A 19,189-nucleotide genomic window follows, 5' to 3' on the forward strand; every position below is an offset into this window, starting at 1 on the left:
CGTGCACCTGGAGCGAACACTCCGTCGGATCCTGATCGCGGCCGCCGTCATGGCGGCCGCGCTGTTCGCGATCGCGGCGATCGTGGTCTGGCGCGATCCGTACGCCGTGGTTCGCACCGAGTACGCGCGCCAGCGCATCGCCGCGGGCCTGTCGCAGGCTGTCGTGCATGCTGCCGGACACCGATGGGTGTATGCCTACAGAGACAGCGCGTCCACGGGCGCCCCGACCGTGGTGATGCTGCATGGCTTCACCGGCAGCAAGGAGAACTGGTATCCGGTCGCGAAACGCCTGCAGGGGCGCTACCGGCTGCTGATCCCGGACCTGCCCGGCTGGGGTCAGAGCGAACGCAGGCGTGGCGTCGACTATGGCTACATCGCAGAGGCCGAGCGCGTCGCTGCGTTCCTGCGCGCGATCTCGCCCGGCAAACCCGTCGTGCTGCTCGGGCATTCCATGGGAGGCGGCATCGCGCCGCTGGTCGCGGCGCGCCATCCCGACCTGGTGTCGCATGTGGGCCTGCTCGCTGCGGCCGGCGTGCGCTTCCGCGACAACCAGTTCGGCAAGGATGTCCTGGCCGGGGAGAATCCGTTCGGCGTGCAGGACGCCGGGTCGCTGCAGCACTACGTGGACATCCTGTTCCAGTCCGACGCAGCCAAGCCGTGGATTCCGTGGCCGGTGTCGGAAATCGTGATCGCGCGACGTCGCGCCGATGCGCGTTTCGAGCAATCCGTGCTCGACCGGATCGGGCGCAGCAACGAGCGCTTCGCACCCGGCAATGCCGCACGCGAAGCGCACCAGCCGGCGCTGCTGCTATGGTGCCGCCAGGATCAGGTCATCGACGCCAGCGCGATGGAGTTGTATGCCGCGGACATGCCGCAGGCGCGCAAGGTGCTGCTGGAAGGCTGCGGGCACATGTCGCTGGTCGAGCAGCCGGACAATGTCGCGCACGCCATCATGGAACTGATCGAAGAGGGCAAGCCCAGATGAAATCCACATCTCTACCTGATTCCGTTTGCCCTGAGCGTAGCGCCGCAGGCGCGGAGTCGAAGGGCGGTTCTTGCGAAACTCCGGACGGATCCTTCGACTTCGGCGCTGCGCGCCTACGCTCAGGACGAGCGGTGATCCTGGCGCTCGCGGTCTGTGGCGCGATCCTGTTGCCCGCCTGCAAACGCAGTGACCCGCAGGCCGAGGCCGCAGCCGCCGCCGCGAAAACCGCCGCCGCAGAAGATGCGGCCAGGCAGTCCGCCGCCGCCTTCGATGATGCGGTCTCCAAACAGAACTGGCCGCTCGCCAAGGCCCAGGGCGACGTGCTGCTGGCGCAGTATCCCGATACCGAAGCGGCCAGGCGCGTGCGCGCGCAGTTCGATGAAGTGAAAGCCAAGGCCGACGCGATGCGCGAGCAGACGCGCATGGCCTCGCTGTGGAGCTACAACAGCGAAACGGTCGAGGGCGGACAGCAGCTGTCGGCATCGATCTACGCGAAGGAGGACATCGACACCGACGGCAGCGGCGCGAAGCCGGTCCGCCTGATCTTCCGCGACCATCCTTCCTGGGGAAAGAGCGCCTACCTGGTGCTGCAGGCCGGCGACTTCGACTGCTACGGCGGCTGCCGCGTGCCGGTGACGCTGGACGACAAGCCGGCAAAGACCCTGCCGGCCTCCCGCCCGAAGACCGACGAGGCCATCGCCATGTTCATCGACGACGAGCGCGCGCTTTGGCGGATGACCAAGGGCGCCAAGGTCATGCGCATCGAGTTCCCGACCAAGGCCGTGGGCAAGAAGACCGCGGTGTTTGAAGTGGGTGGGTTGGACCGGAGCAAATTACCCGGTTGGGATTAACGTAGGGCGGATCTCGACCCGTCTAACCATGTTGCTTCTTGCAAGGCGGGTCGAGACCCGCCCTACAGGGTTGAGTGCGACAATCTGGACCGGCGATTAATCATGGTCGCGAGCTTTTCGAAATCTGCATGCAATCCAGATGCAGATCGCAATCCCAGCGCCTGAAGCGACTAGGACCCACCAGCCACCTGCGTATATCAGCCATTCCCACGTCTGATCAGCGCTGCAATAACGACCCGGTTTCCAGCCATTGCAGAGTCGTGCCGCAACGTTCCATGCCAAGAAACAGCATAGGGCGATGGCGATGACAATCAGGCCGAAGCTACCCGTTTCTACGTGTTTCGGAAAAGCGGATCGTTTGCCGCGCCGCTTCATTGGTATCGATTACAACGCATACCCGAACTGCTGCTTGAACTGCTCGGCGAATTCGTCGTAGTCGAAGCGCTGGTTCTGGGTGCCGGGATGTTCCACTTTCAGCGCGCCCATCAGGTTGCCGATGCGGCCGATGGTCATCCAGTCGCAGCCGCGTTCGATGCCGAAGATCAGGCCGGCGCGGAAAGCGTCGCCGCAGCCGGTGGGATCGGTGACCCGGCGCTCGTGCGCAGGCGGGACGTCGTAGGTCCTGCCGTCGGCGTAGATCACCGCGCCCTTGGGGCCGCGGGTGGCGATGTAGGCCTTCACCTTGCCGGCGATTTCGGCCTCGCTCCAGCCGGTGCGTTCGACCAGCAGGTTGGATTCGTAGTCGTTGACGGTGACGTAATCGGCCTGCTCGATGAACTCGCGCAGCTCGGCGCCGTTGAACAGCGGCATCGCCTGGCCGGGATCGAAGATGAAGGGGATGCCGCCTTCGGCGAATTCCTTCGCGTTCTGCAGCATGCCCTCGCGGCCATCGGGGCTGACGATGCCGATGCTGACGTCGGCCACGTCGCGCACGTGGTTCTCGTAGCTGCGCATCATCGCCCCGGGGTGGAAGGCGGTGATCTGGTTGTTGTCGTGATCGGTGGTGATGAACGCCTGCGGGGTGAACAGCTCGTCGATGACCTTGACGTGGTCGAGCACGATCTCGTGCTCGGTGAACCACTCGCGATACGGCCCGAAGTCCTGGCCGACGGTCGCCATCGGGATCGGATGGCCGCCGAGCAGCTTGAGGTTGTAGGCGATGTTGCCGGCGCAGCCGCCGAACTCGCGCCGCATCCGCGGCACCAGGAACGACACGTTGAGGATGTGCACCTTGTCCGGGAGGATGTGGTTCTTGAACTGGTCGGGAAACACCATGATGGTGTCGTAGGCCAGGGAACCGCAGATCAGGGCTGCCATCGGAATCGGACTCGGTCGGGTGCGTCAGGGCCGGGTAGGGTAGCCGGGCGGGCGCAGGCGGGCCAGTTGCGTCCCGCTGCACAAGCACCGTGCCGGATCGGAAGCAGCGGTGGCAGGGCGTCGTACCGCATGTCGATCGCACCCGGTCGCGCAACCGACTCTGGCGCCGCCTGGCAGTCTCGCGCCGGGCTCGGCCGGTGGGAGGGAAGGAGGTAAAGCTGCTAGGCTAACGCCCCTTTTTCACCGATTCCTCACGGCGCCCCCGACCGATGTTCAAGAAGTTCCGCGGCATGTTTTCCAACGACCTGTCCATCGACCTGGGCACGGCCAATACCCTGATCTATGTCCGCGGGCAGGGCATCGTGCTGAACGAGCCGTCGGTGGTGGCGGTGCGCCAGGACCGGCTGGGTGGCGCGCGCTCGGTGGCGGCGGTGGGCAGCGAGGCCAAGCAGATGCTCGGCCGCACCCCCGGCCACATGCACACGGTGCGGCCGATGAAGGACGGCGTGATCGCAGACTTCACCTACACCGAGGAGATGCTCAAGCACTTCATCCGCAAGGTGCACAAGTCGCGCTTCCTGCGGCCCAGCCCGCGGGTGCTGGTGTGCGTGCCCTGCGGCAGCACCCAGGTCGAGCGCCGCGCGATCAAGGAGTCGGCCGAGGAAGCCGGCGCACGCGACGTCTACCTGATCGAGGAGCCCATGGCGGCCGCGATCGGCGCCGGTATGCCGGTGACCGAGGCGCGCGGCTCGATGGTGGTCGACATCGGCGGCGGCACCACCGAGGTCGCGGTGATCGCCCTCAACGGCATCGTTTATTCGCAGTCGGTCCGGATCGGCGGCGACCGCTTCGACGAGGCGATCATCGCCTACGTGCGCCGCCATCACGGCATGCTGATCGGCGACACCACCGCCGAGCGGATCAAGCTGGAGATCGGCTGCGCCTATCCGCAGCAGCACGTGCGTGAGATGGAGGTCTCGGGCCGGCATCTGGCCGAGGGCGTGCCCAAAATGATCTCCATCAATTCCAACGAGGTGCTCGACGCCCTGCGCGAGCCGCTGTCGGGCATTACCGCGGCGATCCGCCAGGCGCTGGAGCAGACTCCGCCCGAGCTGTGCGCCGACGTGGCCGAACGCGGCATCGTGCTCACCGGCGGCGGCGCCATGCTGCGCGACCTGGACCGCCTGATCAGCGAGGAAACCGGCCTGCACGTGCAGGTTGCCGACGACCCGCTGACCTGCGTGGCCCGTGGCGGCGGCCGCGCGCTGGAGCTGGTCGACATGCACGGCAACGAGTTTTTTGCCTCGGAATGAGCGCGTGCGGGCACCGGACGCTCGACCCTAGGCCCTGAAACGAGCTGCGGGAGGGGGCAGGGTGAGCCGCGTGGTCCCGCCAGTTCCAGGCGCGTCCGGAAAGGGGAGGGCGCAACGCCCGGTGTCCAGCGTCGAGCCTCGCCACCGTCCGCGTCGCCCGCGTTCCAATCGTTTCAATCCGTCGCCGAGTCTTCGCCCCTGACATGCCCCGATACGCCGGCCCCACTGCCAAGCGCACCGGCGACGTCGCCGGCACCCTGCGATTGCTGGCCTATCTGGCGGCGGCGATCACCCTGATGGTCGTGGACCACCGCGGCGGCTGGCTCGGCCAGCTGCGCGCGCAGGGTGAGGTCGTGATGCAGCCGGTGTGGTGGCTGGCCGGACTGCCCGGCCGCATCGGCGACAGTGCCCGCGGGACCGCGCGGACCCATTCCAGCCTGACCGCGGAAAACCGCACGCTGCGCAACGCGCTGCTGGTCAGCGGCGCGCGCGTGGCCCGGCTGCAGGCGGCGGCGGACGAAAACCAGCGCATCCGCGACCTGCTGGGGGCCGCCCGACGCGGCCGGCTGGACGTGCAGCTGGTGCCGATCCTGGACATCGACCTGGACCCGAGCCGCCAGCGCGTGGTCCTGGATGGCGGTGAGCGCGACGGGGTGCGCCTGGGTCAGCCGGTGATCGATGCCGGCGGAGTGGTAGGCCAGATCATCGCGGTCACCCCCACCACGGCCACGGTGCTGCTGATCACCGATCCGGCGCATGCCATGCCGGTGGAAGTGGCGCGCAGCGGTGTTCGACTGATCGTGTACGGCAACGGCCGCAGCGACCAGCTCAGCCTGGTCAACGTGCCGCTCTCGAGCGAGGTGAAGGTGGGCGACACCATCGTGACCTCCGGGCTGGGCGGCCGCTTCCCGGGCGGCTTCGCGGTCGGCACGATCACTGCGCTGCGCCCGGACGAGAGCCGCGCGTTCCTGGTCGGCGAGGTGAAGCCCGCAGCGCGGCTCGATCGCGGCCGCGACGTGCTGCTGCTGCGCGAATCCGCCATCGCCGCGCGCGCAGCGACGACCGGTGCCAGCCGTCCCGCCGGTGCTGGTGTCGACGCGCCGGCCACGGCGATCGGTGCGGAAGCCTTCGCCCGCCCGGCCGATGCGCCGACCCGTCCCGCGCCCGACGGTGCAGGCAGCCAACCCGCCGCTGCGCAGCCGCCCGCGCCCACCACGGAGCCCGCGCCATGAGCCGCACCCGCAACAGCTGGCTGCTGCCGGTGAGCCTGCTGCTGGCGTTGCTGCTGGGCCTGTTGCCGCTGCCCACGTCGTTGCAGCCGTTCCGGCCGTATTGGCTGGCGCTGGTGCTGGCGTACTGGGTCCTCGAGGAAGAGGACCGTGCCGGCCTGGGTCTGGCGTTCCTGGTCGGGGTGGCCGCCGACATCGCCTACGGCGGCCTGCTCGGCGAACAATCGCTACGGCTGGTGGTCATGGTGTTCATCCTGCAGCGTTTCCGGACCCAGCTGCGCTTCTTTCCGATGCCGCAGCAGGCCCTGGTGGTGGGCGGACTGCTGCTGAACGACCGCGTGATCAGCGCTGGCCTGCGCCTGGCGCTGGGCGAACCGCAGCTGCCGTGGAGCTACTGGTGGGCGCCGCTCGCCGGCCTGCTGCTGTGGACGCCGCTGTTCGTGCTGCTTGATTCGCTGCGGCGGGAACGGCGATAGGCAGGCCCTGATGATCCAGCGCCGCCAGCGCAAGGCGTTGAAGAACCCGCGTGCCGAAGCGGACCTGTTCCGGGTACGCGCGGCGATCGGTTTCGGCGTAGTGTTGCTGTCGCTGGTGGGGCTGGGCCTGTGGTATTTCCGCCTGCAGGTGCTCGAGCACGAGGACTACGCCACGCGCTCGGAAGCCAACCGGATCAAGCCGCGCCCGGTGGTGCCCGGACGCGGTCTGATCTACGACCGCAAGGGCCGGATCCTGGCGGACAACGTGCCCGCGTACCGGCTCGACGTAGTCCCCGACGATGCCGGCGACATCACTCGCCTGCTCGCCTCGCTCTCCAGGATCGTCTCGCTCACGCCCGAGGACATCGCCCGCTTCCAGGAGGCGCGCAGGGCGGGGCGTGGCTTCCGTCCGATCACGCTCAAGCTGCGCCTGAGCGATGCCGAGGTCGCACGGTTCGCGGTGGACCGCTGGCGCTATCCGGGCGTCGAGATCGTGCCCTACCTGAGCCGGGTCTATCCCTACGGTGAGCTGCTGGCGCACGTGGTCGGCTACGTCGCCCGGATCGACAAGCAGGACATGGCGCGCTTCGGCGAAAGCACGCCGTTCACCCATATCGGCAAGACCGGACTGGAGCGCTATTACGAAGACGCGCTGCGCGGCAAGCCGGGTTTCCAGCAGATCGAAACCAACGTGGACGGGCGTGCGATCCGCTCGCTGGGAACCGTGCCGGCGGTGCCGGGCACCGACCTGCGGCTGTCGATCGACGTCGACCTGCAGCGCGCGATGGTGCTCTCGTTCGGCGAGCTGGAAGGCACCGCGATCGCGGTGGATCCGCGCACCGGCGAGATTCTGGCCATGGCCAGTCTGCCGTCCTACGACCCCAACCTGTTCGTCAACGGCATCTCGCACGCCGACTTCAAACGGCTCAACGAAAATCCTTCGCGTCCCCAGTTCAACCGCGCGGTGCTCGGTGGGGTCGCACCGGGCTCCACCATAAAGCCGTTCTTCGGCCTGGCCGGCCTGGACAGCGGCGCGCGCAGGGCCGAAGACCGGACCCTGTCGACCGGCATGTTCTACATCGGCGGCCAGCGCCGCGGCTACGGCGACTCGCACCGCGGCGGCCACGGCTGGACCGACCTGCGCAAGTCGATCTACGAATCGGTCAACACCTATTACTACAGGCTGGCGCTGGACATGGGCATCGCGCGCGTCGATGAGTACATGGCGCGCTATGGCTTCGGCCAGCCCACCGGGGTCGATCTGGCCGGCGAGATCCCCGGCATCCTGCCATCGCCGGCATGGAAGCAGAAGAATGCGGGCAGCCAGGGGCGCTGGTACCCCGGCGATACCGCGATCACCGGCATCGGCCAGGGCTTCTGGAAGGTCACGCCGCTACAGCTGGTGCAGGCGACCGCGGCGCTCGCGAACGACGGCTGGTTGCGGCGTCCGCACCTGGTGCGCGATGTGCGCACCGGTTACGCCGCGGCCTGGACGCCCGCGCCGCAGCCCGAACCGAGGCGGATCAGCGACAACCCCGCGCACCTGGCTGCCGTACGCGAAGGGATGATCGCGACCGTGCACGGGCCAGGCACCGCCACCAATATCCGTCCCGGCCTGACCTATCTCATCGCGAGCAAAACCGGCACCGCGCAGGTGGTCAGCCGCCGCAGCCAGGGTGCGATCAACCCGCGAAGCCTGCCCATGCATCTGCGCCATCGCGCGCTGTTCATCGCCTACGCGCCCGCGGACCAGCCGACCATCGCGGTGGCGGTGGCGATCGAAGGCGGTGGTTACGGCAGCGCCACCGCAGCGCCGATCGCGCGCAAGATCCTCGACGCGTGGGTCGTGGGCAAGATGCCGGAGGTGCCGGACGACACCCGGATCCAGGTCGGCACGATCGCCGTGGAAGAGGCCGCACCGCCCGCCGACGACGTGCCCTCGGCCTCGACGGCGCCTGCGGCGACCTCCCGGCAATGAGCGCCATCCTGCGCTGGCTGCTGGACATCTTCGTGCGTCTGACGCGCACCCTGGACTGGCCGCTGTGCGCGGCGCTGATCGCGCTGATGGCGATCGGTCTGGCGGTGCTGTACAGCGCCGGTGGCGAAAGCCCGCGCCTGGTCTACGCGCAGGGCGCGCGCTATGCGGTCGGCTTCGGTGCGATGTGGCTGCTGTCGCGCCTGTCGCCGCACAGACTGCGCAACGCCACCCCGCTGGTGTATGCGCTGACCCTGGTGCCGTTGCTGCTGGTGCTGGTGATCGGCGAAGGACGCAGCGGCGCGCACTGGATCAACCTGGGCGTGTTCTATTTCCAGCCCGCCGAGCTGCTCAAGCTCAGCCTGCCGATGATGGCCGCCTGGACCCTCAACCGCGGCCGCTTGCCGCCCGGTTTCGGCACCGTGCTGGTGAGCTCGGCGATCATCGCCCTGCCCACGGGGCTGATCCTGCTGCAGCCCGATTTCGGCACTGCGATGCTGGTCGCCGCCAGCGGCGCATTCGCCCTGTTCCTGGCCGGGCTGTCCTGGTGGTGGTTCGTGGCCGGCGCGGCCGGGATCGCCGCGGCCGCGCCGGTGGCGTGGTTCTGGCTACTGCGTCCCTACCAGAAGGACCGCATCCTGACCTTCCTCAACCCAGAATCCGATCCGCTCGGGACCGGATGGAACATCATCCAGTCGAAGATCGCGATCGGCGCGGGCGGGTTGAGCGGCAAAGGCTGGGGGCAAGGCTCCCAGTCGCACCTGGATTACCTGCCCGAGCACACCACCGACTTCATTTTCGCGGTGCTGAGCGAGGAATTCGGCTGGATCGGCGTGGCCACGGTGCTGACCCTGTACCTGTTCGTGATCGGCCGCTGCCTGTGGATCGCCAGCGAGGCGCGCGATGGCTATTCGCGCCTGCTCGCCGGCGCGCTGGGGCTGGCCATGTTCGTGTACGTGATCGTCAACGGCGGCATGATCTCGGGCCTGCTGCCGGTGGTGGGCGTGCCGATGCCGCTGCTCAGCTACGGGGGGACGGCGGCGGTGTCGCTGCTGGCGGGGTTGGGGGTGGTGATGTCGGTGCGGGCGCACGCGGTGCGGTAAGAGACCGCAACTCCCTGCGCGTCTCCGGAGTGCGGGGTCGCGCGACTGATCAACGTGTGGGGCATATCGAATTTTGCTTCGGGCGTGAGCAGCTTTGATTTTCGGCGGCTACTGCAAGACTTGGAATTCCTTGTCATCCCCGCGCAGGCGGGGATCCAAGGACGTTGCTGCTTGCCCTGCTCGTGGGTTTCGCGCTGATTACCTTTAAGAGCAGGGCTTTCGCCTACCGGCGAGTTACTTTTCTTTGCTGGTGCAAAGAAAAGTAACCAAAAGAAAGCACCTTTCTCGTGAGATCAAACTCGCTCAAGGAATGTGCGGTGTCGACGCCATTTTCGCAGCGGACATCCGTGTCCGCTCCGAAAACGGCCGGCATCCATGCCGGCCGCCCTCCGGGTGTCCGGGTGCGGATCGCTTGCACAGGGTTGGGAAGGTCAAGGGCCCGGTCGAGCCATGAACCGCAGGCGCGTTCGGCGAATGCATTGCTTCTGCTTTTCAGCTTTTGACTTTCTTGCCCCGCCAGCAGCCATCAGCGTTCGGAAACCCCGGAGGGGCGGCGGCCATGGATGGCCGCCGTTTTCGGACCGAGGCAGGATGCCGAGTCCGAAAATTCCTTGGCCACCCAGAGACCTTGAGCGACTTGTCGAGGAAGGTGCTTTCTTTGGTTACTTTCTTTGCACCAGCAAAGAAAGTAACTCGCCTTCAGGCGAAAGCTCTTTCATAAATTGCCGGTGGACGACGCAACTCATGATTTCCAGCTGTCTTGGATGGGCGCACTTAGGCGCCTCCACGATCCAAGAACCCACCACAACAACCCTGTATAAGCCCCTGATGTGATTGGGGTCCGTGGCTTTACAAAGGGGCGGGTCGTGCTACCCTCGCCGCCGATGATCCGACGCGCCGCCATCGCCTCCGCGCCCGCCGTGATCGCAGCGCTGCTGCTGGCGGCCTGCGCGACGCAGGTGCCTCCGCCCTCGCCGCAGCCGCAGGCGTCCGTGCCGCCATCGCAGCCCGTGGCGCCGGCCCTGTTGCCGCCCGTCCCGCAACCGCCCGAGCGACCGGTCGCCCCGCCGTCGGTCACCGATCCGGCGATTCCGCAGCCACAGCGCGAGGCCGCCTTCGTCGAATACGCGGCCAGCACCTATGGCGTGCCGCCCGAGACGATTCGCGCCACGCTGGCCCAGGCGGTGTACCAGCAGAAGATCATCGACGCGATGACCCGTCCGGCCGAGGCGGTGCGGCCATGGCGCGACTACCGGCCGATCTTCCTCAACGATGCACGCATCAACGGCGGTCGCCAGTTCTACCTCGACAACCGCGTCGCCCTGGATCGCGTCGCCGCCGAGACCGGCGTGCCCGCCGAATACATCGTCGCGATCATCGGCGTGGAAACCAGTTACGGGAAGATCACCGGCAACTACCGGGTGCTCGATGCGCTCTACACCCTGGCCTTTTCCTATCCCAAGCGCGCGCCGTTCTTCGCTGGCGAACTCGCGCAGCTGTTCGGGCTGGTCAAGGCCGAGCCGCAGCTGGACCCGCTCACGCTCAAGGGCAGCTACGCCGGCGCCATGGGCATGGGCCAGTTCATGCCGTCCAGCTACCGCCTGTGGGCGAAGGACGGCGACGGCGACGGGCGCCGCGACCTGCTGACGCATACGCCGGATGTGTTCGCCTCGATCGCCAACTATTTCGTGCTGCACGGCTGGCAGCGCGGCGCGCCCGTCGTGGCGCGGGCACAGCGCGCGCCGAGTGCCGCAGACTTCGTGCCCGAGGGCGATCCGAAGTCGCTGGAACCGAACAACCCGCTAGCGCTGCTGGCGCAGCGCGGCTACACGCCGATGGCGGGAGAGCCAACCGCGGAAGGCGCCACCGTCATCTCGCTCGATGGCGACGCCGGCCGCGAATACTGGCTGGGATACCGGAATTTCTACGTGATCAGCCGTTACAACCGTTCGCCCATGTACTCGCTGGCGGTGCATCAGCTGGCCCAGGCGATCCGCGCGGGAGTGCCCTCGCAATGAACCGTCTCGCTCTGGGCGCGTGCATCGCGCTCGCGCTGTCGGCGTGCGCGAGCGCGCCGAAGAAATCGGACTCCCAGGCCGTCGCGCTGGGCGACCCGGGCAGCATCGCCCGCGCGGAGCTTCCGCCGGCGCAGCGCAAGCGTTCGCCCTACGCGCCCGCGCAGGAAGACATCGGCAAGCGCGGCAACTACACGAGCGGCGGACTGTATGCGCCGCATATCCAGGACAGTGCGCCGGACGACCCGCTCCACGACGTGGACCAGATTCCGGAACCCGACGTGGTCGACGAACCGCGCTCGCGCTACGGCAACCGGTCTCCGTACAAGGTGCTGGGCAAGTCGTATTCGGTGCGCGATTCGGCCGAAGGCTATGTCGAGCAGGGCCAGGCCTCCTATTACGGCAACAAGTTCCATGGGCGCCGCACCTCCAACCTGGAGGTGTACGACATGTACGCCCTCACCGCGGCGCACAAGACCCTGCCGCTGCCCAGCTTCGCGCGCGTGACCAACCTGGAGAACGGCAAGTCGGTGGTGGTGCGGGTCAACGATCGCGGGCCGTTCCACGCCGGGCGGGTCATCGATTTGAGCTATGCCGCCGCGGTCAAGCTCGGCTACCGCAGCAAGGGCACAGCACGGGTGGAAGTGCGCGGATTGAGCGCCGGCGAGAACGCGCGCGAGCGCTACGACGGCGTCGCGAAAGCCCCTTCCTCCGCACCCGCCAGAACGGCCCCGGCGGAATTGACCCTGCCACCGGGCGTGCGCATCGCCACCGGCCGGCCTGCGACCATCCCGGCTGCGGCGCAGACCACGGCCTCGACCGCGATGGACCGCCTGGTCGGCATGTTGCCGGTCGCGGCTGCCAATGCCGGTGAGCGCCCGCCGCAGGGGCAATCGGGGGGCGCAACGTCGGCCGCCAGCCGCACCGTGGCGGCTTCCGCGCCCGTCACCGCCAAGCCCGGCACCGAATGGCGCTTCGATATGCTCCAGGACGGCAAGGCGATGACCGCCGACGAGTTCGACGCCTGGATGAAGTCGCGCAAGGCACGGGTCGCGACCGGCAAGGCCGGCACCCCCGATCCGACCGGGTCTGCCGCGCCGGGCTCCGCCGTCGCCGCTGCTTCCTCGCCTGCCGCACCGCCACCGCCGACACCGCAGGCGGCCGCCGCGCGCGTCGCCGCCGTCGCGCCGGCCGGCAGCGGCCTGGTCACCTTGCAGGTTGCCGCCTTCGCCAACCAGCAGAACGCCGGACAGGCCCTGGCCATGCTCCGCGATGCCGATATCGCCAATGCGCGCCTGCTGGACGCCAGCGTCAACGGCAAGCAGGTCTGGCGCCTGCGGGTGGGGCCGGTGGATGCGGCGCGCGCGCCGGAACTCGCCGCCCGCGTCGTGGGTCTGGGCTTCGACCAGCCGCAACGCGTTCGCGAATAGCGTTCAGACTAGAATTCCGGGCTGCCGCACGCGGCATCCACCTGTCGAAACCACCGCCCGGCGCAGATCGGGCGCTCCGGAGCCTCTCCAGTCGATGAAGTCCCTTGCCCCGAAGTCGAGCCTGCTCGCTGGTATTGGCGCCAGCCTCATAGTCACCGCCACTCTTGGGCTCGCCTTCGCGCAGACGCCATCCACGCCCCGCCCGGCCACCCCGAAACCCGCCGCCGCCGCGCTGAGCGACAACCTGCCGGTGCCGCCGGCGCCGGCGCCTGAGACCTCAAAATCCTGGGTGCTCATGGACTACGCCACCGGTCAGATCCTGGCGGGCGAGAACGCGGATACGCCGGTCGAGCCGGCCAGCATCACCAAGGTCATGACCAGCTACGTGATCGCCGCAGAGATGGCCGCCGGCAAGGTCAAGGCCACCGATCCGGTGATGATGAGCGAGAACGCCTGGCGCAGCGGCGGCGCCGGCACCGACGGCAGCTACAGCGGCTTCGAGGTCAACAAGACCGCGCCGCTGGAACAGATGGAAAAGGGCATGGTGGTGCAGTCGGGCAACGATGCGGCGATCGCGCTGGCCGAACACATCGCCGGCAGCGAATCCGCCTTCGCCGCGCTGATGAACGCGTATGCGAAGAAGATCGGCATGCGCAACAGCCACTTCGTCAATCCGCATGGCCTGCCCGCGGAGGGACACATCACCACCGCGCGCGACCTGGCGCTGCTCGGACGCGCGCTGATCCGCGATTACCCGGTGGCGTATTCGTACAACAAGATCAAGGAATTCACGGTCGGGCCGATCACCCAGCCCAACCGCAACCTGCTGCTGTGGCGCGACCCGTCGGTGGACGGCATCAAGACCGGGCACACCTCCAGCGCCGGATACTGCCTGATGGCGTCGGCCAAGCGCGGCGACCAGCGCCTGATCAGCGTGGTGATGGGCGATACCAGCGAGAACCAGCGCGCGGTGGATTCGCAGGCGCTGCTCAACTGGGGCTTCCGCTTCTACGAAACCCACCAGCTCTACCCGGCTAACAAGCAGGTCACCCAGCAGAAGGTCTGGAAAGGCCAGGCCGACGCGGTCTCGCTCGGCGTCGCCGAGCCGCTGCTGGTCAGCACGCCGCGCGGCAAGTACGGCCAGCTCAAGGCGACCATGGACGTGCCCAAGGTGCTGGAAGCGCCGATCGCCAAGGGCCAGAAGATCGGCACGGTCAAGGTCAACCTTGGCAACCAGGTGGTCGCGCAGCAGCCGCTGATCGCCCTGGAAGGCATCGAGCAGGCCGGCTTCTTCAAGCGCCTGTGGCATGCGTTCCTGATGTGGTGGGATTCGGTGTAGGCACCGGTCCATCGAGGGCGCGCGGTGTTCGGCTCTGCGCGCCAGCGTTCACCGATCGCAGCTGCGGGGCGCCATCTGGCCGGAACTTGGCTTTGATGCGCCGGACCCCATAATCCGGCGATGGAGATCAAATCCGACAATCCCCAACACGGCTTCCAGTTTCCCGGCACGTTCGAACTCTCGGCCATGGGCGCGGCGGAGAAGGACCTGGAAACGGTGCTGCCGACCCTGTTGATGGACGCCGGGATCGAGGTGCTGCACGAATCGGTGACCTGGAAGCATTCGTCCAACGGGCGCTACGTGTCGGTGCGCATCGCCTTCCGCGCCGATTCGCGCGAACAGTACGACGCTGCGCATGCCGCGCTGCGCGCGCATCCCGAGGTGAAGTGGACGCTGTAGCCCCCGGCGCCCTGGAGGTGGTCCCGGCTCCGGGCGCGGCCGAAACCGGCATCGTGCGCGACCTGGGACGCCAGCCCTACGAGCCGGTCTGGCGGGCGATGCAGGCCTTCACCGATGCGCGCGATGAGGCGACGCCCGACGAGCTGTGGCTGGTCGAACACGAACCGGTGTTCACCCTCGGCCAGGCCGGCAAGCCCGAACACGTGCTGATGCCGGGCGACATCCCGGTGCTGCACGTGGACCGCGGCGGGCAGGTGACCTACCACGGCCCCGGGCAGATCGTCGCGTATCCGCTGCTCGACCTGAGACGGCTGAAGATCGGGGTGCGCGAATACGTGCATCGCATCGAGCAGGCGGTGATCGACACATTGGCCGAATGGAACATCGAAGGCGCGCGCCGCGAAGGCGCGCCCGGCGTGTACGTCGCCGACGCCAAGGTGGCTGCGCTCGGGATCCGGGTGCGACGCGGCTGTACCTTCCACGGCCTGGCCTTCAACGTCGCGATGGATCTGGAGCCGTTCGGACGGATCAATCCCTGCGGTTACCAAGGGCTGCAGGTGGTGGCCATGGCCGACCTGGGCGGGCCGTCGAGCCCGGACGCGGTCAAGCCGGTGTTGCTGGAGGCGCTCGCCAGGCAGTTCGGATTGCGGCTGCCGTCGGCCCGGGCCAGCGGCTGAACCGCGATGGCGACGCCGGTCCGCGCCTCGTCGCTGCCGCCCGGTGCGTTGTTGGCCGCCTATCACAGCGCGGGGCATTACACCGACTGCTACCAGACGCGTATCGACGCGCGGCCCTCCCAGGCCGCCTACGTCGAGGCCTTCTACACCTCGTGGCTGTTCAAGCTCGAGCGCCGGATCCTGGCGCTTGCGTCGATGCCGTCCACGGATGTCGAAGCGGCGGAACTCGCCGCAGGCACGCGCGAACATTTCGCCGCCTGGCGGGTCGAGGCACGGACTCCGGAACAACTGCTGCTGTGCGACGTGCAGGGGCGCACGCGCTCCTGGCTGATGAGGGCGGACGCCGCGCCTGGCACCGGCAGAACGCTGTATTTCGGTTCCGCCATCGTGCCCGCCCCAGACGCCCGGCCCGGCGCGGCGGCGCTGGATTTCCCCTACGGCGCGCTGCTCGGCTTCCACCGGCTCTATTCGCGGCTGCTGCTGGCGGCGGCGGCGCGTCTGGAACGCGGCGCCAGCCGACTACAATGAGGCCCTCATGAGCACCACGTCCTCCCGCAGCATCCCCCTGCAGATCCTCGGCGAGACAGCGTCCGCCGGTACCCAAACCGCCCCGCTGCAACCGGGGGCGAAGCAGGTCGCGGGCGACAAGATCGCGCGCTCGCCGGTGCAGTTCGCCGACGCGCCAGTGCTGCGCAAGCCGTCCTGGATCCGGGTGCGGATCCCGTCGGACAACTCGGTGGCCCGACTCAAGGCGAAGCTGCGCGAGAACCGGCTGGTGACGGTGTGCGAGGAAGCCAGCTGTCCGAACATCCATGAGTGCTTCGGCCACGGCACGGCCACCTTCATGATCCTCGGCGAGGTCTGCACCCGGCGCTGCAGTTTCTGCGACGTGGCCCACGGACGGCCCAAGCCGCCCGATCCGGCCGAGCCCCTGCACCTGGCGCAGACCATCAAGGACATGGGCCTGCGCTACGTGGTGGTGACCAGCGTCGACCGCGACGACCTGCGCGACGGCGGCGCCACCCATTTCGTCGACTGCATCAGCGCGATCCGCGAGTTCAGCCCGGCGACGAAGATCGAAATCCTGACCCCCGACTTCCGCGGCAAGGGCCGCATGGAACGCGCGCTGGAAATCCTGGCGGCGAATCCGCCGGATGTGTTCAACCACAATATCGAGACGGTGCCCGACCTGTATCCGAACGTGCGTCCGGGCGCCGATTACCAGTGGTCGCTGACCCTGCTGCAGAAGTTCAAGGCGCAGCATCCCGGTCTTCCGACCAAGTCCGGGATCATGCTCGGCCTGGGCGAGACCATGGAACAGGTGCAGGAAACCCTGCGCGACCTGCGCGCGCACGATGTGAACATGGTCACCATCGGCCAGTACCTGCAGCCCAGCGCGCACCACCATCCGGTGATGCGCTACTGGACGCCCGACGAATTCAAGGCGCTCGAGGAATTCGGCATGGCGCTGGGGTTTACCCACGTGGCGTCCGGCCCGCTGGTGCGCTCCTCCTATCACGCCGACCGGCAGGCGGCCGAGGCCGGCGTCGCCGCCGCGTAGGACGCCCGGCCGGCTTGAAACACACGCTCGCTTCCTGCGTGCCCCCAAGACCGCCCTCCACCACCCTGAATAGCAGCGGACCGGCGGTACCGGGGCGCCGACGATTCGTTCACATCCGCACCGTTTGCCGCGGTTAGAGTGAATCCGACGCTGGCGAAGCAACTTCCGGCACTGTCGTGTGGTCCGAGGCCTTCCCAAGCTGTCCTTGACGTTCAGACCGATGCGACGGCCGTATGGCCGCGAGAGAACTAGATGAAGACGCAACAAACCTTGCTGTTCCTGTCCCTGACCCTCTCCGCCGCCCTGTTGTCCTCGGCCAGCGGCCAGCAGACGTCTCCGACCAGTCCGGCCGAAACGCCGGCCGGAGTCGACAAGTCGCTGATCAAGGACATTCCGCCGGCGCGCGCGGTCGATGCGCCGGAAGTCAGCGCCGCGCAGACCACCACCTCCAAGCTGGTCTACGGCCTGCTCTCGGACAGCCGCTACGCCTACCGTCCACGCGCGCTCGACGATGCGCTGTCGCAGAACATCTTCACCGATTATTTCGAAGCGCTCGACGGCGCCAAGCTCTATTTCACAGCCCAGGACGTAGAACAGCACGCCGCGCTGCGGACCGGCTTCGACGAGGCGATCAAGGAGGGCAACGTCGGCCCGGCCAACGAGATCTTCGCCCTGTACCAGAAGCGCGCGGTCGAGCGCATGGACTACGCGCGCAGCCTGCTCAAGCAGGACATCTTCGATTTCACCGGCAACGAAAAGTGGTACTACGACCGCGAGGATGCGCCCTGGGCGAAGGACACGGCCGAACTCGACGGGTTGTGGAAGCAGGCGGTCCGCAACGACTGGCTGCGTCTGAAGCTGGCCGGCAAGCAGCCGGCGGAGATCGTCAAGACCCTGGACAAGCGTTACGCGAACCAGGCCAAGTCGGCGCTGGAACTCGACGGCGAGGATTCGTTCCAGCTGTTCATCAACGCCTACGCCAACGCGATCGATCCGCATACCGATTATTTCAACCCGCGCGCGGCCGAGCGCTTCAACCAGAGCATGTCGCTCTCGCTCGAGGGCATCGGCGCCGTGCTGCAGAAGCAGGACGACGTGGTGGTGATCCGCGAAATCGTGCCAGGCGGTCCTGCCGACCTGAGCAAGAAGCTCAAGCCCGGCGATCGCGTGGTCGGCGTGGGTCAGGGCGCCGGTGGCGCGATGGAAGACGTGATCGGCTGGCGCATCGATGACGTGGTCGAAAAGATCAAGGGCCCCAAGGGCACCCAGGTGCGGTTGGACGTGGTGCCGGCCGAGGCCATGCTCGACAGCAAGCCGGCGCGGCTGCTGATCACCCGCGCCAAGGTGCGGCTGGAAGAGCAGGCGGCCAAGTCCAAGGTGATCGAGATTCCGGCCAATGGCGACATGCCAGAGCGCCGGATCGGCGTGATCGAGCTGCCCGCGTTCTACCAGGATTTCGAGGGCCGCCGGAACAGCAATGGCGACTATGCCTCCGCCACCCGCGACGTGGGCAATCTGCTCGAGCAGTTCAAGCAGCAGAAGCTCGACGGCGTGGTCCTGGACCTGCGCAACAACGGTGGCGGTTCGCTGAACGAGGCGGTGGAACTGACCGGCTTGTTCATCGACCAGGGGCCGGTGGTGCAGGTGCGCGAATCCGGCGGTCGGGTCGCTGTGGAAGGCGACCGCAATGCCGGCGTCGCCTGGGAAGGGCCGCTGGCGGTGCTGATCAATCGCGGCTCGGCGTCGGCGTCGGAAATCTTCGCTGGCGCGATCCAGGACTACGGGCGCGGCCTGGTGATCGGCGAGACCACTTTCGGCAAGGGCACCGTGCAGAACCTGGTGGACCTGGATCGCTGGCCGGCGAACGAAGGCCAGCAGTTCGGCCAGGTGAAGCTGACCATCGCCCAGTTCTTCCTGCCCGGCGGCAGCAGCACCCAGAACAAGGGTGTGGTGCCCGACATCGCCTTCCCGGTGACGGTGGACGCGAGCGAGTTCGGCGAGAGCACCTACGACAACGCGCTGCCGTGGTCGAAGATCGCGGCCGTCGAGCACACCCGCTACGGCAATTTCGAGCCGCTGCTGCCCAAGCTGGACGCACTGCACGATGCGCGCGTGGCCAAGGACAAGGAATTCCAATGGACGCTGGAGGACGTGGCCGAGTTCAAGGCCGAGCGCGACAAGAAATACGTCAGCCTCAACGAAACCGAGCGTCGCGCCGAACGCGACAAGCAGTCGAGCAAGACCAAGCAACGCCAGGCCGAACGCAAGGCGCTGGGGCTGCCGCTCGATCCGCTGGCCGACGACTCGGATGACGACGGCCTGACCGCGAACGAGCGCGACGTGGCCAAGGACGCCGCGCGCGAAAAGGCAGCCGAGGACCGTCCCGATCCGCTGCTGCGCGAGTCGGCCGCGATCCTGGCCGACGCGACCACCCTGCTGCAGACCGATCGCGCGCTGTCGGCGCAGGTGCTGACTGCGGCGAAGACGCCGGGGCACTGGGCAGATTGATCCGCGCTGCG

At 67.8% G+C, this 19,189-nt stretch carries 14 protein-coding genes and 2 pseudogenes; 15 read left to right on the forward strand and 1 reads right to left on the reverse strand.

Annotated elements, in window-relative coordinates:
* Nucleotide 1 precedes the first annotated feature (1 nt).
* Both MC375_RS06365 and MC375_RS06370 read left to right on the forward strand, forming a co-directional pair.
* Nucleotides 2-985, forward strand: coding sequence for an alpha/beta hydrolase (locus tag MC375_RS06365; RefSeq protein WP_242102454.1), 984 nt, complete (start codon nucleotides 2-4; stop codon nucleotides 983-985).
* A 131-nt stretch (nucleotides 986-1,116) separates the two neighbouring features.
* Entirely contained in the window at nucleotides 1,117-1,836 is a 720-nt protein-coding gene (locus MC375_RS06370) for a hypothetical protein (RefSeq protein ID WP_242102455.1), read from the forward strand.
* Nucleotides 1,837-2,220: 384 nt separating this feature from the next.
* On the opposite strand, the gene MC375_RS06375 is transcribed toward MC375_RS06370, so the two are convergent.
* Nucleotides 2,221-3,153 (reverse strand): carbohydrate kinase family protein, encoded by a 933-nt coding sequence (locus MC375_RS06375; protein WP_242102456.1) that lies wholly within the window; start codon nucleotides 3,151-3,153, stop codon nucleotides 2,221-2,223.
* Between the two features lie 269 nt (nucleotides 3,154-3,422).
* Here MC375_RS06375 and MC375_RS06380 point away from each other — a divergent pair, with 269 nt between their 5' ends.
* The 13 genes and pseudogenes from MC375_RS06380 to MC375_RS06440 form a co-directional block, all read left to right on the forward strand.
* On the forward strand, nucleotides 3,423-4,466 hold the full coding sequence (locus tag MC375_RS06380) for a rod shape-determining protein (protein WP_242102457.1): 1,044 nt from the start codon (nucleotides 3,423-3,425) through the stop codon (nucleotides 4,464-4,466).
* Nucleotides 4,467-4,669: 203 nt separating this feature from the next.
* The gene (mreC, locus tag MC375_RS06385; RefSeq protein WP_242102458.1) at nucleotides 4,670-5,698 is read left to right on the forward strand and encodes a rod shape-determining protein MreC; all 1,029 of its coding nucleotides are present in this window, start codon (nucleotides 4,670-4,672) and stop codon (nucleotides 5,696-5,698) included.
* A complete protein-coding gene (gene mreD / locus MC375_RS06390) occupies nucleotides 5,695-6,171 on the forward strand; it encodes a rod shape-determining protein MreD (RefSeq protein WP_242102459.1) in 477 nt (158 codons plus the stop codon). Before mreC ends, mreD begins: the two co-directional genes overlap by 4 nt.
* Nucleotides 6,172-6,181: 10 nt before the next feature.
* Nucleotides 6,182-8,032, forward strand: a pseudogene (mrdA, locus tag MC375_RS06395) (penicillin-binding protein 2); the annotation flags it as partial.
* 113 nt (nucleotides 8,033-8,145) lie between these two features.
* Entirely contained in the window at nucleotides 8,146-9,249 is a 1,104-nt protein-coding gene (gene rodA / locus MC375_RS06400) for a rod shape-determining protein RodA (protein WP_242102460.1), read from the forward strand.
* A gap of 884 nt (nucleotides 9,250-10,133) precedes the next feature.
* Nucleotides 10,134-11,267 (forward strand): lytic murein transglycosylase B, encoded by a 1,134-nt coding sequence (gene mltB / locus MC375_RS06405; RefSeq protein ID WP_242102461.1) that lies wholly within the window; start codon nucleotides 10,134-10,136, stop codon nucleotides 11,265-11,267.
* Entirely contained in the window at nucleotides 11,264-12,694 is a 1,431-nt protein-coding gene (locus MC375_RS06410) for a septal ring lytic transglycosylase RlpA family protein (RefSeq protein ID WP_242102462.1), read from the forward strand. The genes mltB and MC375_RS06410 overlap by 4 nt, the downstream gene beginning before the upstream one ends.
* Before the next feature lie 94 nt (nucleotides 12,695-12,788).
* The gene (locus MC375_RS06415; RefSeq protein WP_242102463.1) at nucleotides 12,789-14,033 is read left to right on the forward strand and encodes a D-alanyl-D-alanine carboxypeptidase family protein; all 1,245 of its coding nucleotides are present in this window, start codon (nucleotides 12,789-12,791) and stop codon (nucleotides 14,031-14,033) included.
* Nucleotides 14,034-14,153: 120 nt separating this feature from the next.
* The gene (locus MC375_RS06420) at nucleotides 14,154-14,432 is read left to right on the forward strand and encodes a DUF493 family protein (protein WP_242102464.1); all 279 of its coding nucleotides are present in this window, start codon (nucleotides 14,154-14,156) and stop codon (nucleotides 14,430-14,432) included.
* Between the two features lie 11 nt (nucleotides 14,433-14,443).
* The gene (gene lipB, locus MC375_RS06425; RefSeq protein ID WP_242102966.1) at nucleotides 14,444-15,109 is read left to right on the forward strand and encodes a lipoyl(octanoyl) transferase LipB; all 666 of its coding nucleotides are present in this window, start codon (nucleotides 14,444-14,446) and stop codon (nucleotides 15,107-15,109) included.
* Between the two features lie 6 nt (nucleotides 15,110-15,115).
* The gene (locus MC375_RS06430; protein WP_242102465.1) at nucleotides 15,116-15,637 is read left to right on the forward strand and encodes a hypothetical protein; all 522 of its coding nucleotides are present in this window, start codon (nucleotides 15,116-15,118) and stop codon (nucleotides 15,635-15,637) included.
* Between the two features lie 7 nt (nucleotides 15,638-15,644).
* On the forward strand, nucleotides 15,645-16,670 hold the full coding sequence (gene lipA, locus MC375_RS06435) for a lipoyl synthase (RefSeq protein ID WP_242102466.1): 1,026 nt from the start codon (nucleotides 15,645-15,647) through the stop codon (nucleotides 16,668-16,670).
* Between the two features lie 435 nt (nucleotides 16,671-17,105).
* Nucleotides 17,106-19,178 (forward strand): annotated as a pseudogene (locus MC375_RS06440) (carboxy terminal-processing peptidase); the annotation flags it as partial.
* Between the last annotated feature and the right edge of the window lie 11 nt (nucleotides 19,179-19,189).

Source organism: Lysobacter sp. M2-1 (assembly GCF_022662495.1).
GTDB lineage: Bacteria > Pseudomonadota > Gammaproteobacteria > Xanthomonadales > Xanthomonadaceae > JAKPBU01.

Excerpts from the sequence above, each read along its gene's own strand:
- mreC (WP_242102458.1), top strand. The coding sequence starts at position 4,670 with ATGCCCCGATACGCCGGCCCCACTGCCAAGCGCACCGGCGACGTCGCC.
- MC375_RS06375 (WP_242102456.1), bottom strand. The coding sequence starts at position 3,153 with ATGGCAGCCCTGATCTGCGGTTCCCTGGCCTACGACACCATCATGGTG.
- MC375_RS06380 (WP_242102457.1), top strand. The coding sequence starts at position 3,423 with ATGTTCAAGAAGTTCCGCGGCATGTTTTCCAACGACCTGTCCATCGAC.
- MC375_RS06420 (WP_242102464.1), top strand. The coding sequence starts at position 14,154 with ATGGAGATCAAATCCGACAATCCCCAACACGGCTTCCAGTTTCCCGGC.
- MC375_RS06430 (WP_242102465.1), top strand. The coding sequence starts at position 15,116 with ATGGCGACGCCGGTCCGCGCCTCGTCGCTGCCGCCCGGTGCGTTGTTG.
- MC375_RS06415 (WP_242102463.1), top strand. The coding sequence starts at position 12,789 with ATGAAGTCCCTTGCCCCGAAGTCGAGCCTGCTCGCTGGTATTGGCGCC.
- MC375_RS06410 (WP_242102462.1), top strand. The coding sequence starts at position 11,264 with ATGAACCGTCTCGCTCTGGGCGCGTGCATCGCGCTCGCGCTGTCGGCG.
- mreD (WP_242102459.1), top strand. The coding sequence starts at position 5,695 with ATGAGCCGCACCCGCAACAGCTGGCTGCTGCCGGTGAGCCTGCTGCTG.
- mltB (WP_242102461.1), top strand. The coding sequence starts at position 10,134 with ATGATCCGACGCGCCGCCATCGCCTCCGCGCCCGCCGTGATCGCAGCG.
- lipA (WP_242102466.1), top strand. The coding sequence starts at position 15,645 with ATGAGCACCACGTCCTCCCGCAGCATCCCCCTGCAGATCCTCGGCGAG.
- rodA (WP_242102460.1), top strand. The coding sequence starts at position 8,146 with ATGAGCGCCATCCTGCGCTGGCTGCTGGACATCTTCGTGCGTCTGACG.